General features: G+C 40.5%; 16 protein-coding genes. 9 read left to right on the top strand and 7 right to left on the bottom strand.

All coding sequences use genetic code 11. From position 1 onward, the window contains the following. The first annotated feature begins 105 nt into the window (after positions 1–105). The 6 genes from napF (at position 106) to C0W29_RS04465 (ending at position 4714) form a co-directional block, all read left to right on the top strand. Positions 106–594, top strand: a complete 489-nt coding sequence (napF, locus tag C0W29_RS04440) for a ferredoxin-type protein NapF (RefSeq protein WP_045045580.1) — start codon at positions 106–108, stop codon at positions 592–594. Positions 595–613: 19 nt separating this feature from the next. Next, on the top strand, positions 614–886 hold the full coding sequence (locus C0W29_RS04445; RefSeq protein ID WP_036795750.1) for a chaperone NapD: 273 nt from the start codon (positions 614–616) through the stop codon (positions 884–886). Further along, positions 883–3369, top strand: coding sequence for a periplasmic nitrate reductase subunit alpha (gene napA, locus C0W29_RS04450; RefSeq protein ID WP_045042670.1), 2487 nt, complete (start codon positions 883–885; stop codon positions 3367–3369). Before C0W29_RS04445 ends, napA begins: the two co-directional genes overlap by 4 nt. Positions 3370–3437: 68 nt before the next feature. Continuing rightward, positions 3438–3956, top strand: coding sequence for a nitrate reductase cytochrome c-type subunit (locus tag C0W29_RS04455; RefSeq protein ID WP_045045581.1), 519 nt, complete (start codon positions 3438–3440; stop codon positions 3954–3956). A 29-nt stretch (positions 3957–3985) separates the two neighbouring features. Further along, positions 3986–4561 carry a NapC/NirT family cytochrome c gene (locus C0W29_RS04460; protein ID WP_045042668.1) on the top strand — a complete coding sequence of 192 codons (576 nt, stop codon included), beginning with the start codon at positions 3986–3988 and terminating at the stop codon, positions 4559–4561. 15 nt (positions 4562–4576) lie between these two features. Beyond that, positions 4577–4714 carry a TIGR02808 family protein gene (locus C0W29_RS04465; RefSeq protein WP_080888875.1) on the top strand — a complete coding sequence of 46 codons (138 nt, stop codon included), beginning with the start codon at positions 4577–4579 and terminating at the stop codon, positions 4712–4714. A gap of 81 nt (positions 4715–4795) precedes the next feature. On the opposite strand, the gene C0W29_RS04470 is transcribed toward C0W29_RS04465, so the two are convergent. Then, on the bottom strand, positions 4796–5251 hold the full coding sequence (locus C0W29_RS04470; protein WP_045042667.1) for a DUF1499 domain-containing protein: 456 nt from the start codon (positions 5249–5251) through the stop codon (positions 4796–4798). A gap of 11 nt (positions 5252–5262) precedes the next feature. Next, positions 5263–5613 carry a DUF2956 domain-containing protein gene (locus C0W29_RS04475; protein WP_045042666.1) on the bottom strand — a complete coding sequence of 117 codons (351 nt, stop codon included), beginning with the start codon at positions 5611–5613 and terminating at the stop codon, positions 5263–5265. Positions 5614–6038: 425 nt separating this feature from the next. Between C0W29_RS04475 and C0W29_RS04480 the strand changes: the two genes are divergently transcribed. After that, a complete protein-coding gene (locus C0W29_RS04480; protein WP_235868997.1) occupies positions 6039–6503 on the top strand; it encodes a DUF2919 domain-containing protein in 465 nt (154 codons plus the stop codon). A gap of 19 nt (positions 6504–6522) precedes the next feature. Beyond that, the gene (locus C0W29_RS04485) at positions 6523–6939 is read left to right on the top strand and encodes a hypothetical protein (protein WP_045042664.1); all 417 of its coding nucleotides are present in this window, start codon (positions 6523–6525) and stop codon (positions 6937–6939) included. Between the two features lie 260 nt (positions 6940–7199). Here the strand turns inward: C0W29_RS04485 and crr are convergent, their stop codons facing one another. The 5 genes from crr to cysZ form a co-directional block, all read right to left on the bottom strand. Next, positions 7200–7709, bottom strand: coding sequence for a PTS glucose transporter subunit IIA (gene crr, locus C0W29_RS04490; RefSeq protein ID WP_036795738.1), 510 nt, complete (start codon positions 7707–7709; stop codon positions 7200–7202). 43 nt (positions 7710–7752) lie between these two features. Continuing rightward, positions 7753–9477: a phosphoenolpyruvate-protein phosphotransferase PtsI gene (gene ptsI, locus C0W29_RS04495; RefSeq protein ID WP_045042663.1), complete on the bottom strand. Its 1725-nt coding sequence runs from the start codon at positions 9475–9477 to the stop codon at positions 7753–7755. A gap of 55 nt (positions 9478–9532) precedes the next feature. Further along, positions 9533–9790 (bottom strand): HPr family phosphocarrier protein, encoded by a 258-nt coding sequence (locus tag C0W29_RS04500; protein WP_045042662.1) that lies wholly within the window; start codon positions 9788–9790, stop codon positions 9533–9535. A 319-nt stretch (positions 9791–10109) separates the two neighbouring features. Further along, entirely contained in the window at positions 10110–11078 is a 969-nt protein-coding gene (cysK, locus tag C0W29_RS04505) for a cysteine synthase A (RefSeq protein ID WP_045045582.1), read from the bottom strand. Positions 11079–11325: 247 nt separating this feature from the next. Further along, entirely contained in the window at positions 11326–12087 is a 762-nt protein-coding gene (cysZ, locus tag C0W29_RS04510; RefSeq protein ID WP_045042660.1) for a sulfate transporter CysZ, read from the bottom strand. A gap of 351 nt (positions 12088–12438) precedes the next feature. Between cysZ and zipA the strand changes: the two genes are divergently transcribed. Further along, positions 12439–13872: a cell division protein ZipA gene (gene zipA, locus C0W29_RS04515; RefSeq protein WP_107174083.1), complete on the top strand. Its 1434-nt coding sequence runs from the start codon at positions 12439–12441 to the stop codon at positions 13870–13872. Positions 13873–13935 lie beyond the last annotated feature (63 nt).

The following is a 13935-nucleotide window of genomic DNA, read 5'->3' on the forward strand; positions in this document are numbered from 1 at the left end:
AGTTATGACGATATTTAAAAATAACGTAAAAGAACATTAATAGAAAGTGAATAGTAACAAAGAAAATGATTTGTAACCATTTACGGTTAAGCGAAAGGAGGGGCTGTGATAAATCGTTCGCGTCGAGGCTTATTTACTCGCCAACGGCCATCTCAACAGCAGCGTTTGCCTTGGATAAAGGATGAAAACACCTTTACTGACCAGTGCCAGCGTTGCAATGCTTGTGTTGATGTTTGCCAAACTAAAGTCATTGTTAAAGGCGACGGTGGTTTTCCTATGGTGGATTTTCATCATGGGGAAGGGGAATGCAGTTTTTGTTATCAATGCGCGCATGTATGTCCCGAACCATTATTTGAACCACAGCAACAACCACCTTGGCAACAAACCGTGACAATTAATGCATCCTGTATCGCATTGAATAATATTGAGTGCCGCAGTTGCGGTGATCAATGTGAAACTCAGGCTATAACCTTTGTTCTACAAGTGGGTAAGGTTGCCCAACCGATGATAAATGATGCTGCTTGTAGTGGCTGTGGTGCATGTATAAGTGGCTGTCCAGTGGCTGCGATTGAAATGATAGCGCCTGCAGTTTAAAGAATTAGAGAGAGTAAACATGACATTACATGAAGTGCATACCTCAAGCCTTATCGTTCACGTTAAGCCACAATATTTAGCAGCGATTAGCCAACAAATTTTAGCAATACCAAATACTGAAATTCCTGCGACAAGTGAAGAAGGTAAAATTATCGTAGTACTTGAGACAGAGAACCAAGGCTACGTAACTGATGCAATTGATAAAATTAATAATTTAGACCATGTGTTAATCACTTTTTTGGTCTATCACCATATTGAGCACTATGATTCACAAGCTGAGGGTAAGCTATGAAAATGACAAGAAGAGCATTTGTGAAAGCGAATGCTGCAGCGTCTGCTGCTGCGGTAGCGGGTATTTCGTTACCAGCGTCAGCAACGAATTTAATTGTGAGTTCTGATGAAACTAAAATTAAATGGGATAAAGCGCCATGTCGTTTTTGTGGCACTGGTTGTTCAGTTCTGGTCGGGACTAAAAATGGCCGAGTCGTGGCAACTCAAGGTGATCCTCAAGCACCGGTGAATAAAGGCCTTAATTGTATTAAAGGCTATTTTTTATCGAAGATAATGTACGGTAAAGATCGTTTACAAACGCCTTTATTACGTATGAAAGATGGTCAGTATCATAAAGAGGGTGAGTTTACACCTGTTTCATGGGATCACGCCTTTGATGTGATGGCTGAGAAGTGGAAAGCTGCGCTGAAAAAACAAGGCCCATCGGGAGTTGGCATGTTTGGCTCGGGTCAATGGACGGTAATGGAAGGTTACGCTGCGTCTAAAATGATGAAAGCGGGCTTCCGTTCTAATAATATCGATCCCAATGCTCGCCATTGTATGGCATCTGCAGTAGTAGGGTTTATTCGTACCTTCGGTATTGATGAACCAATGGGCTGTTATGACGATCTTGAACATGCTGATGTGTTTGTGTTATGGGGCTCAAACATGGCGGAAATGCATCCAGTATTATGGACGCGACTAACTGATCGCCGTTTGAGTCATCCTCACGTTAAAGTCAATGTATTATCGACTTATGAGCATCGTTCGTTTGAGTTAGCCGATAACGGCATGATTTTCCATCCTCAAACTGATTTAGCGATTGCTAACTATATTGCTAATTACATTATTGAAAATGATGCCGTTAATTGGGATTTTGTGAATAAACATACCCATTTTAAACGTGCTCAAACCGATATTGGTTACGGTTTACGGGATGATAATCCATTACAAAAACAAGCTGCGAATCCTAATTCTGGTGATTTATTTCCAATGACGTTTGAAGAATATAAAGCGTCAGTGGCGGATTATACTCTTGAAAAAGCCTCCCAAATGTCAGGTGTAGAGCCTGAAAAATTGGTTGAGTTAGCTAAATACTATGCTGATCCTAAACTTAAGGTGATGTCATTGTGGACCATGGGTATGAATCAACATACTCGAGGTGTATGGATGCAAAGTTTGGTTTATAACTTGCATTTATTAACCGGTAAAATCTCAACCCCAGGAAATAGTCCATTTTCATTAACTGGTCAGCCTTCGGCGTGTGGTACTGCGCGTGAAGTAGGAACATTCGCTCACCGTTTACCGGCCGATTTACTGGTCGCTAATCCTAAGCACCGAGCAATTGCTGAAAATATTTGGAAACTGCCTGAAGGTACTATTCCACCTAAACCGGGTTATCACGCAGTACAGCAAGATCGAATGCTGAATGACGGTAAATTGAATGCTTACTGGGTGATGTGTAATAACAATATGCAAGCGGGTCCAAATATTAATGAGGAACGTTTACCAGGTTACCGCAATCCCGATAACTTTATTGTATGTTCAGATCCTTATCCTACGGTTACTGCGCAAGCCTCTGATTTGATTTTACCAACCGCAATGTGGGTCGAAAAAGAAGGCGCTTACGGCAATGCTGAACGCCGTACTCAGGTTTGGTATCAACAAGTAAAAGCGCCAGGTGAAGCTAAATCTGATTTATGGCAGATCATGGAATTCTCAAAGCGATTTAAGGTTGAAGAAGTCTGGGATGAGGAGCTGCTTAATAAGATGCCGCAATACCGTGGCAAAACTATGTACGATATTTTGTTCCGTAATGGCCAAGTTGATAAGTATCCATTAACGCAAGCGCAGCCATTAAATGATGATGCGCAAGCGCAAGATTGTTATGTTCAAAAAGGCTTATTTGAAGAATATGCTAGCTTTGGTCGAGGTCATGGACATGATCTTGCTCCTTATGAAACTTATCATAAAGTGCGTGGTTTACGTTGGCCTGTTGTTGATGGCAAAGAAACTCAGTGGCGCTTTAAAGAAGGTTCTGATCCGTACGCTAAAAAAGGCTCGGGTTGGGATTTCTATGGCAAACCTGATGGTAAGGCACTTATTATTTCAGCGCCTTATGAAGCACCACCAGAAGTGCCTGATAAAGATTATGACATGTGGCTTTGTACCGGACGTGTGCTAGAACATTGGCATACTGGCACCATGACTCGTCGTGTACCTGAGTTATATAAAGCAGTACCTGATGCGTGGTGTTATATCAATCCTCAAGACGCCAAAGCTCGTAATCTTCGTCGTGGTGATGAAGTTTTATTAGCCTCTCGTCGAGGTGAGGTGCGCTGTCGAGTAGAAACTCGTGGTCGTAACCGCCCTCCCGTTGGATTAGTTTTCGTACCGTTTTTTGATGCCAATATTTTAGTCAATAAATTGATTTTGGATGCTACAGATCCATTGTCGAAACAGACAGATTTTAAAAAGTGTCCGATTAAGATCACCAAGATCTAATTCATTAATTCAGCGAACGAGGCTTGTCGTTCGCTGTGACTAGAATATGCTTAGCAACGGAGAACAGCATGAAACGATTATTTTTTGCAGTATTAGTCGCAGGGCTGATGCTTACAGGTATCGCTCATAGTGATGATAGTGATTCGGTAATAGCAACGACCACTGCAGCGAATATTGCAGCAGCAGCTAAATTAGATAATCCTGGTGGTATCGGCGGACTTGAATCATTACGAGGTATGACAGAGTTAGAGACCACACGCCCAGCCGATCCTATGAAACATTATCCTAAAGATCAGGGCGTAATTGATAGTGATTATGTTTATCAGCCACCACTTATTCCACATACTATTCGTCATAATGAAGTCTCGCTTAATGCTAACAAATGTCTTGCTTGCCATAGTTGGAAAAACGCCAAAGAGATGAATGCAACTAAGATCAGTGTGACGCATTATATATCACCTCAGCAAGGCCAAGTGTTGTCTGATGTTTCACCAAGTCGTTATTTTTGCTTACAGTGTCATGTACCTCAAGCAGATGCTAAGCCATTGGTTGAAAATGATTTTAAACGCGTAAATGCATTACGTTAATCGTGACTGAATAGTAAAAGGGCTTATCTATGAAGTTGTTAAAAACATTTTGGTTACGACTAAAAACACCCAGTAAAGTCGCAGTTGGATTAGTACTTTTTATGGGGTTTATGGGAGGGTTATTATTCTGGGGCGGATTTAATACCGTGATGGAAAAGACCAACTCTGAAGAATTCTGTGCAGGGTGTCATGCGCCAATCGTTAAAGAAATTCAAGAAACGATTCACTTTTCAAACCGTTCAGGAGTAAGAGCGATTTGTTCTGATTGTCATGTGCCGCATAATTGGACCGATAAAATTGTCCGTAAGGTGCAAGCATCAAAAGAGATCTACTCACATATGATGGGCACTATTGATACCCCTGAAAAGTTCAATGCCCGCCGTGGTCATCTTGCTGAGCGAGAATGGCAGCGAATGAAAAACAATGATTCTCAAGAATGTCGTAATTGTCATCAGTTCAATTATATGGATTTTTCTGAGCAAGCTCCGCGTAGTGCAAAGCAGCACTCAACAGCATTAGCATCCGGTGATAAAACTTGTGTTGATTGCCATAAGGGGATTGCCCATAAGTTACCTGACATGAAAGATGTGGCAGGGTGGCAATAAACCAAAGGAGAAACGATGAGTACTCTAGAATCAGTAATTTGGCATGTACTGGGTTATGCTGCGATGCCGATGATCATTTTATTTGGTTTTGCAGCAGTCGCTGCGGTGTGTGTATGGCTGTTGTCGTTAGGTAAAGATAAAAAACTTGATTAAATAGTTATAACAACATGATCTTTAAACCATGGTTGCGGTAGTGAATACTAAAGCAACCATGGTTTTTTGTTATAGGGCATGTTAATTGCTGGTGGCGGTGTCGTGTATCAGTTGCTGCTCGACTAATAACGATCTAAATTGTTGAGCTCGTTTACGGTTAACCCCGAAATCGGAGTAACCACTACGGGAAATAGATCTTACGTGCAGCTGTTGGGCTTGTTGTTTAACTTCGAAGTCATCAATGAATCCAAACATCGCACTACGGACTTCAATATGAAAATAATGGTCATCATGTTCAACGAGTTTTGCTCCAGGTAGCGTTTGTGCTAGCGCTATAATCTCTGCCCAGCTTTGTATACCTTTAGGTGTAAGCATAAAGGGGGCGAGTTTAAATTTTTCACGTTGCTCGATAGTTGATACACAATGGGATTTATTATCGCATGGTGTGTCTATTTGACGCTGCCATGGCGTTGATTGTGGATCAGCGCAGCCAGTTATTAATCCACTTAATGCTGTTATAAAGCCAACAATCTTCATATTTTTTCTCATCATAGTGTGTTGGTGTAAGTTAAATAAATGCCGAAACCAACCCAAGAAGCAATGATGATTCCCCAAGGTAGCCAATGCTGCTTATAGATAATTTGCTGGACAACCGCTGGAGTGTCGATTATTTCGGTTTGATTATTTTTAGTTTGGGCGCTTTTCTTTTTTAATTTATCACGCTCCCTTGATTTGGCTTTTTGTTGTTTTTTATATTGTTCAATGCCTTTCTGAATTCCTTGTGCGATTAGTTTGGTTTGCTCTTTGGTTTGGCCTTCTTTTTGGGTTGCTTTAGCAACTCGTAACGCTTCTATTTGTGTTTCTGCAGAAGGAGCAGCGTTCTTTTTTATGGTTGTCATGCGCACTATTGACCTTTCTGATGAATGATAACTGATTGAGATTATATCTGATTACTCAATCTTAGCAGTAGTGTTGCCATATGTGTGGTTGTTGTTATATGTGTTGAGATTTATATATTTGGTTTTTTTTGTATGAAAATTACAGTTTTAGATGAATATGGTGTTAATAGTATATTCATATTGTAACTTTATGATTAGAAATAATTTAGTTTGATAATCTGTTATTTGTTGCTGGTTAAAAAATAACCATTAGTTGTCGGTTTTAGATCAAAAAACGTGACTTGCTAGGCAATATAAATAAATGAAAAGTGCGGTGATCCACAAAAATAGCGCTTAAATTGTACTTAATATGCGTTGATCGATTAGAGTCGAAATCAAGCCATAGCGTGCTGATGTTGTCTAGATTGATGCGTGTTGAGTTGAACATGTGTGAGGAAAGTTGTTTGCTTTATCCTATCAATGCCTACGATGATCATGGGCTGTTAAAATTAAATAAGATGCTATGGCTGGCACTGATTTTTAATGCGAAAGCACTGGTGATTTTTGTCATGGCAGGTGTTAGTCGAACTCAAGGAGGACAACTTCTTGAATTGATTTACCCACTGCGAGACACACTTTATATCGGCATGGTGTTGGGAATGCCAGCCTTATTATTAATGTGGTTATCAGGTCAGCGCAATAACAATAATAAGGTTTTACATTATTTGTGGCAGCATGGAAAAAAATTATTAATAGCTGCTTACAGTATCGATTTTGCTTTGCAAATATATCACCTCGTGTTGAGTCAAGGCGCATTTTCTTGGGTGCGCGCATTAACCTTGTTGTTAACAGTTTGGCTTGGATTGTATTTAGTTCGAAGCTCACGAGTAAAAGATGTATTTGCACATTAGCTTGTAAGAGGTAGTCGTAATGGAAAAGTTCGCAATGGGTAAAGGGCAATTATTTCTAAGTACATTATTGAGCCCATTAGCAATGGCTGATTGGTTGCTGGATGTAAGCTTTGAAATGCATAGTGCTTGTCGCCTACGCCAAATGGTAAATACATCATTGTCATTATTACCTGGCGAAGAAACCATTTTTTTTGAAGGCTTAAGCCAAGATAATCATCATTCATACCGTGAAGTGGTTGGTAGCGCACAATTGTTAGATGTTTCAGCAGATAGCGTGAGCATTGCATTTCAAGTACAAGAGCGATTAGATGATGGCGGTTGGCGGACGATTCTGGCACAAACGTTATCGACAGGATTAAATATGCCGATGCTATTTGAATCAGGTGAGCCTAGCTGTGAACATGTAAAATTACAGGTTGAGGTGATGACTGCATAAGTTGTTAGCTATCTTAATGTATTATCAGACCATAAACGCGACTATTTATAGTGGCGTTTTTTTATGGGTGTATTTTATGACAACAGTAACCCAAGATTGTCGCTGAGAGACGTAAGCCTATTATTGAGTCTATGGTATTAAATTGAAGGATCACGGTGTGTCTGAGCCTTTGAGGCTTGTTTATGTAAGCTTAAATGAATTTTATTAGACATAAAAAAACGCAGCTAAAAAGCTGCGTTTTTATTAAGATATCAACAATCTTATTTCTTGATGCGTAGTACTGGTGTTTCACCAACGTTTACAGCACCAGATAGCTTGATCAACTCTTTGATCTCATCCATGTTAGAGATAACTACAGGCGTCAATGTTGACTTAGCTTTCTCTTCTAGGATTGCAAGATCGAATTCGATGATAGTGTCGCCAACTTTAACAGTTTGGCCTTCTTCAGCGATGCGAGTAAAACCTTCGCCTTTAAGTTCAACAGTATCAATACCGAAGTGAACAAAAAGCTCGATGCCATCGTCAGACTCAATAGAGAAAGCGTGGTTAGTTTCGAAAATCTTACCAATAGTACCGTTTACTGGTGCAACCATTTTGTTGCCAGTTGGTTTGATAGCAATACCGTCACCAACAATTTTTTCAGCAAATACTACATCAGGCACATCTTCGATGTTAACGATTTCACCAGAAAGAGGTGCGATAATTTCAATTGCACCAGCTTCGCTGCTGTCGTCAGAAACCATTTTCTTTAATTTGTCAAACAGACCCATATCGTTGCTCCTAAGCGTTGTTATTTTATCTGCTGCTATATTATTAGCAGATGGTCTTTTCTGCGATGAATTTTTCTACGTGCTCTTCAATCTCAGCTGCAGTAGGAAGAGTCAATGCATGCTCTGCCATTGCTTTAACGTCAGCAAAGTTAGCATTACGGATAACTTTCTTAACGCGAGGGATAGAAATTGCACTCATGCTGAACTCGTCAAGACCCATACCTAATAGCAGTAGGGTAGCACGTTCGTCGCCAGCAAGCTCGCCACACATACCTGTCCACTTACCTTCAGCGTGAGAAGCATCGATAACTTGCTTGATCACAGTAAGTACAGCAGGAGATAGCGGATTGTAGAGATGAGAAATAAGCTCATTACCACGGTCAACTGCTAGAGTATACTGGGTTAAATCGTTGGTACCAATACTAAAGAAAGAAACTTCTTTAGCTAAATGGTGCGCAATCGCTGCTGCTGCTGGTGTTTCAACCATAACACCGATTTCGATGTTAGCGTCAAATGCCAAGCCTTCAGCCGTTAATTCAAGCTTAAACTCTTCAATTGCTGCTTTTAATGTACGTACTTCTTCAACCGAAATAATCATCGGGAACATGATACGAACTTTACCGTGAGCTGATGCTCGCAGAATAGCACGGAATTGGTCACGAAGAATTTCAGGACGATCTAGGCTGATACGAATTGCACGCCAACCCAAGAATGGGTTCATTTCTTTAGGAAGATCTAAGTAAGGTAGATCTTTATCACCACCGATATCCATAGTACGGATAATCACTGGCTCGCCATGCATTGCTTCTGCAACTTCTTTGTATGCTTGGTACTGTTCTTCTTCTGTAGGCAGAGAATCACGGTCCATAAACAAGAATTCAGTACGGTATAGACCAACGCCTTCACCGCCATTACGATTAACGCCGTTACAGTCTTTAACTGTACCGACATTACCGCATACTTCAACTTGCTTACCATCAAGTGTAATAGCAGGAAGATCTTTTAGCTTTGCTAATTCTTCTTGCTCTGCTTTATCAGCATCACGGATAGCTTTAAATTTGTTTAGTTCATCTTCAGTCGGGTTGATAATAACCTGATTATTGATTGCATCAAGAATCAGCATATCGCCGCTCTTAACTTGAGATGTAACTGTATTCGTTCCTACAATAGCAGGAATTTCTAGTGAACGTGCCATGATAGAGGTGTGTGAAGTACGACCACCGATATCAGTAATAAAGCCAAGAACGAACTCTAGATTAATTTGTGCAGTTTCTGAAGGTGTTAGGTCGTTAGCGACCAAAATCACTTGCTCATTAATTGCACTTAAATTGATAACATTAATGCCTAATGCATTCTTAACAAAACGGCTACCGATATCACGAATATCACTTGCACGTTCTTTTAAGTATTCGTCATCTAAAGATTCAAGCGTTTGTGCTTGTTCTTCAATAACTGAATAAATGGCAAAGTCAGCAGACATTTTATCTTTAATAAGGGCTATAATTTCTTCTTCTAGCTCCTCATCTTCAAGCAACATGATGTGGCCTTCAAAGATCGCTTCTTTCTCTTCACCAAACGTTACACGTGCTTTTTCTTTGATTACTTCAAGTTGCTCTGCAGATTTCTTTCGAGCATCGAAGAAACGTTGAATTTCGTTATCAATCTGGTCTGCAGCGATTGGAGTTTTGTTTAAAACAACCTCTTCTTCTTGCAGCAGTAGTGCTTTAGCAAAAGCAATACCTGGAGATGCCAAGATACCTGAAATCATAGCCTTACCTTAATTTGTTCTATAAAAACTAGGGATTTAACGAATAAATTGCGAATTAGTGCAGTGTATCCATTAGAGCAACAAGGTGGTCTACTGCTTCTTGAGCTTGTGCGCCTTCAGCAGAAATTGTTACTAGTGTACCTTTTACTAAGCCTAGAGTTTGTAGTTTGAATAGGCTCTTCGCGCTTGCGCTTTTACCGTTAGAAGTAACAGTAATGTCAGCGTCGAATGTTTTCGCTTCTTTAACGAATTGAGCTGCTGGACGAGTGTGTAAACCATTTTCTGCTGTGATTTCAACTTGCTTCTGATACATATTTCACCCCGATTTAGATATAGTCGTTATATTAATAGTTTGCTTTATGAGCTATAACCTATGTGATTATAAATCTCAGCATATTATTCAAGCAGTATAAACTACCTAATAATATGGTGTCTTAGCTTTAATCCAAGTCAAAGTTTTATGAGAAACTTTTTTGGTATTAATCAAAATTGACTAATAGTTGTCCTTTTATTTTGATGCTAAAAATAAAGCGCATCAGCTTTATAGTAAAGCTGGGAATAAAATGCAACAAAAAAGCCCACAAAGGGCCTTTTTGAGTGTGGATATTCCTATCTAACATCGCAAAATGTGATCACTGTTGGGTTTCTTTTTCTGTAAAGATACCAGCGAAAAGTGCGGTTGATAAGTAGCGTTCACCCGAACTGGGTAAAATTACCACGATATTTTTATCCGCAAATTCTGGTCGAGCAGCAATGTTATTGGCAGCAACAACAGCAGCTCCTGATGAAATTCCAGCCAATATACCTTCTTCATCCATTAAACGACGCGCCATTTCAATCGCATCATCAGAGCTGACTTGCTCAATTTCATCGATAAGGGCTAAATCAAGGTTGCCTGGAATGAAGCCAGCACCGATACCTTGAATTTTATGTGGTGCAGGTTGAACTGTATTACCATTTACGGTTTGAGTGATCACTGGGGATTCTGCGGGCTCTACTGCAACGACAGTAATTGCTTTACCTTGTTGTTGTTTAATATAACGGCTGACCCCTGTAATTGTACCACCTGTGCCAACACCCGAAACGAAAACATCAATTTCACCATCGGTTGCATCCCAGATTTCAGGCCCGGTAGTTTGTTCGTGAATAGCGGGGTTCGCAGGGTTATTAAATTGTTGTAGTAGTAGATATTTACTAGGGTTTGAGTTGACTATTTCTTCGGCTTTATCAATCGCACCTTTCATGCCTTTAGCCGCTTCAGTTAGAACAAGGTTTGCCCCAAGAGCTTTTAATAATTTACGGCGTTCAAGACTCATACTTTCTGGCATGGTTAGCGTTAGTTTATAACCACGAGCAGCAGCAACAAAAGCAAGAGCAATACCTGTATTACCACTGGTTGGTTCTACAAGTTCAATCCCTTCTTTCAATAGGCCATTTTTTTCTGCTTCCCATACCATGTTGGCGCCGATACGACATTTAACACTGAAACTTGGATTACGTGCTTCAATTTTTGCAAGCACCTTACCATTACTGACACGATTAAGGCGTACCAGCGGGGTGTTACCAATAGTGAGAGAGTTATCTTTGTATATTTTGCTCATACTTCGTTCCTTCGTGACAAATTAGACTCAATGTTGAATAGATTAAGCATATACCTGTCTCGATATTTGCAAAGTAATTAATGGTTATATCTTATTGTTATTATGTGATAGTTGCTACTATTATTAATTAATTGTAGCTAAAAGGTTGCGTAAAGTTGTTGTCGAGGTGGGATTTATTTGTGGTGGATAAAAAAGAAAAGGCCAATAGCACTATAGCTATTGGCCTTAATTTAAAACTTAATTGCGCTTAATAACGTTTAAATTGGGTGCGATAATGATCCACCCACATTGCTGTTGCTCCACAAACGGCAACGGGCATTACAAATAAGTTAATAATAGGCACCATAGTTAGTAACATCACAACGGCACCAAAACTTAATGCTTGACCTCGTTTTTGTTTAAGGGCGTCTCGCATATCAGGAAAAGGCACTTTATGATTATCAAAAGGGTAATCAACATATTGAATTGTCATCATCCAAGCGTTGAATAAGAACCATAGTACTGGCGCAACAGTTTGGCCAATAGCTGGAATCCACATTAAAATGAGTAATCCAATCGCTTTAGGTAGATAATACTTAAGCTTGGTCCATTCTCGACCCATGGTTCGAGGCAGATCTTTTAATAATGCTTTGAAACTATCATCTGGTGGCGTTTGTCCGGTGAGTTTCGCTTCAAGGTATTCAGCTAATAATCCATTAAATGGTGCTGCAATCCAGTTAGCAATTGTACTAAAGAAGTATGAAAATGAAACTAAAGCAGCAATAGCCAGTAGTGGCCATAAGATATAGGAAAGCCATTCCAGCCAGCTAGGTAAATAGCTTAACCAATGATCAATCCAGCCGCTCAAATGGCTTAATAATGTCGCAAAAGCGCTACCGAGTAATACAATATTTATCAGTAGCGGGATGAGAACAAAACGGCGCGTACCTGGTTGAGACGCAAGCTGCAGGCCTTGAAAAAAATAACCAGCACCACTGGTTGCTGGTTTAATATTATGCTGTTGTGGCATTTCTTTCTCCTGAACAAGTATTTTTTAGCGATTTACTGTTCATTTGTTTAGATTTCTTTATGAATGTTAATAGCCGAGGTAGGATGGAATCAACCAACAAAATTGTTGTCACTACTTTGACGATAAAATAAAAATGATGAGTAACAATACAAAAATGATTTAAATTTGTACAAAAATTACTAAGCTTACACTATCTTGATGGAATCTCGATATTCATCTTCTCATTGTCAAGTGAGTTTTGGTACAGTAAGTCATTCGGTGAGAAATTCTAACTAGATACTAAGTTTCCTAGTAGATTTTTTTCTATTATTAACCCCGTAAAGGGACAACGAGTTAATTTAGAGTATTCATATGCAGGAATTGCGTCTGGTTCTTATTATTGTTGGTGCGTTAGCAATTGCAGCGCTTCTTTTTCATGGTCTATGGACGAGTAGAAAAGAAAAGCCAGCTAAATTTGGTGAGAAACCACTAAGTAAAATAGATGAAGCAAATCTTGATAGTCAAGATATTGCCCAAGAGAGTGTTAGTGACGTCCGTGTTGTGAATAATGCACCGGAAGTGACAGAAACTAAGTCAAATCAACCTGACGCTACTGAAACTAAATCAGCTTCTAAGCGTAAAGAGCCTGGTTTTAGTTTTGGTGAACGTCCTCAACATGATCCTTTATTGGGTGAAACAGCTCCTCAAAGTGTAACCTCGATGCCGAAAGTTACAACTCATGAGCGTATTGAGCCACAAATGCACATTGGAGCTGCGCCTCAATCAACAGTAGCAGTTCAACCAGCCGTTGCAGCTCAACCAGCCGTTGCAGCTCAACCAACAGTTGCCGCTCAACCAGCCGTTGTCGCTCAACCAGCCGTTGCCGCTCAACCAGCCGTTGCCGCTCAACCAGCCGTTGCCGCTCAACCAGCCGTTGCCGCTCAACCCGCCGTTGCCGCTCAACCAGCCGTTGCCGCTCAACCCGCCGTTGCCGCTCAACCCGCCGTTGCCGCTCAACCAGCCGTTGCCGCTCAACCAACCGTTGCCGCTCAACCAGCCGTTGCCGCTCAACCAGCCGTTGCCGCTCAACCAGACGTTGCAGCACAACCAGCCGTTGCAGCACAACCAGCCGTTGCAGCACAACCAGCCGTTGCAGCACAACCAGCCGTTGCAGCACAACCAGCCATTGCCGCTCAGCCAACTGTTGCAGCTGAAACTGTTACAATTCCAACTCCTATTTTTACGCCTGTCATTGAAGATGAGAAGTCGCAAGAACGTGCTGTTGAGAATGTTGTAACTGAAGCTGTTATAACAAAAACACCTGAGCCTGAAATTACACCAGAACCAGAACAGATCCCTGAACCTGAAGTATTACCTGAACCAGAGCCGCTACCACCAAGCTATTTGTCTGTTTGTGTGCATGCGCGTAAAGGTAAGGTATTGCGCGGGCCATCATTATTTGCATGTTTAGAGCGTAATGGTTTGATTTTTGGTGAAAACTCAGTTTTCCATCGTCATGCTGATTTAGCGGGTACTGAACCTGTGATTTTTTCTGTAACTAATTTGCTTAATCCTGGTACGTTTCCTGAAACTAATTACCAGCATTTTGAAACGCCAGGCATTGGCTTCTTCTTAATGTTGCCATGTTATGGTAAAGCGTCGAGTAACTTTAATATGATGTTACAAACCGCACAGCAAATTGCCGATCAATTGAATGCAGATGTGATGGACCAAGATCGTGTCATGATCACACCGAACCGCATTGCAGCATATCGAGAAAAATCAGTAAAATATAATCAATGTTAATCAAATAAATTATTATTACTGATTGAAATTCAGGCTCCCTCGGGAGCCTGAATTTTATTGTAT

It is taken from the genome of Photobacterium kishitanii, assembly GCF_003026355.1.
Lineage (GTDB): Bacteria > Pseudomonadota > Gammaproteobacteria > Enterobacterales > Vibrionaceae > Photobacterium > Photobacterium kishitanii.

What these genes read in the sequence shown, in the direction of transcription:
- C0W29_RS04475 (WP_045042666.1), bottom strand. Translation starts at nt 5,613, where the DNA reads ATGACAACCATAAAAAAGAACGCTGCTCCTTCTGCAGAAACACAAATA.
- C0W29_RS04500 (WP_045042662.1), bottom strand. Translation starts at nt 9,790, where the DNA reads ATGTATCAGAAGCAAGTTGAAATCACAGCAGAAAATGGTTTACACACT.
- C0W29_RS04465 (WP_080888875.1), top strand. Translation starts at nt 4,577, where the DNA reads ATGAGTACTCTAGAATCAGTAATTTGGCATGTACTGGGTTATGCTGCG.
- C0W29_RS04470 (WP_045042667.1), bottom strand. Translation starts at nt 5,251, where the DNA reads ATGAAGATTGTTGGCTTTATAACAGCATTAAGTGGATTAATAACTGGC.
- C0W29_RS04460 (WP_045042668.1), top strand. Translation starts at nt 3,986, where the DNA reads ATGAAGTTGTTAAAAACATTTTGGTTACGACTAAAAACACCCAGTAAA.
- C0W29_RS04455 (WP_045045581.1), top strand. Translation starts at nt 3,438, where the DNA reads ATGAAACGATTATTTTTTGCAGTATTAGTCGCAGGGCTGATGCTTACA.
- C0W29_RS04480 (WP_235868997.1), top strand. Translation starts at nt 6,039, where the DNA reads ATGTGTGAGGAAAGTTGTTTGCTTTATCCTATCAATGCCTACGATGAT.
- ptsI (WP_045042663.1), bottom strand. Translation starts at nt 9,477, where the DNA reads ATGATTTCAGGTATCTTGGCATCTCCAGGTATTGCTTTTGCTAAAGCA.
- C0W29_RS04485 (WP_045042664.1), top strand. Translation starts at nt 6,523, where the DNA reads ATGGAAAAGTTCGCAATGGGTAAAGGGCAATTATTTCTAAGTACATTA.
- crr (WP_036795738.1), bottom strand. Translation starts at nt 7,709, where the DNA reads ATGGGTCTGTTTGACAAATTAAAGAAAATGGTTTCTGACGACAGCAGC.
- cysK (WP_045045582.1), bottom strand. Translation starts at nt 11,078, where the DNA reads ATGAGCAAAATATACAAAGATAACTCTCTCACTATTGGTAACACCCCG.
- cysZ (WP_045042660.1), bottom strand. Translation starts at nt 12,087, where the DNA reads ATGCCACAACAGCATAATATTAAACCAGCAACCAGTGGTGCTGGTTAT.
- napA (WP_045042670.1), top strand. Translation starts at nt 883, where the DNA reads ATGAAAATGACAAGAAGAGCATTTGTGAAAGCGAATGCTGCAGCGTCT.
- C0W29_RS04445 (WP_036795750.1), top strand. Translation starts at nt 614, where the DNA reads ATGACATTACATGAAGTGCATACCTCAAGCCTTATCGTTCACGTTAAG.
- zipA (WP_107174083.1), top strand. Translation starts at nt 12,439, where the DNA reads ATGCAGGAATTGCGTCTGGTTCTTATTATTGTTGGTGCGTTAGCAATT.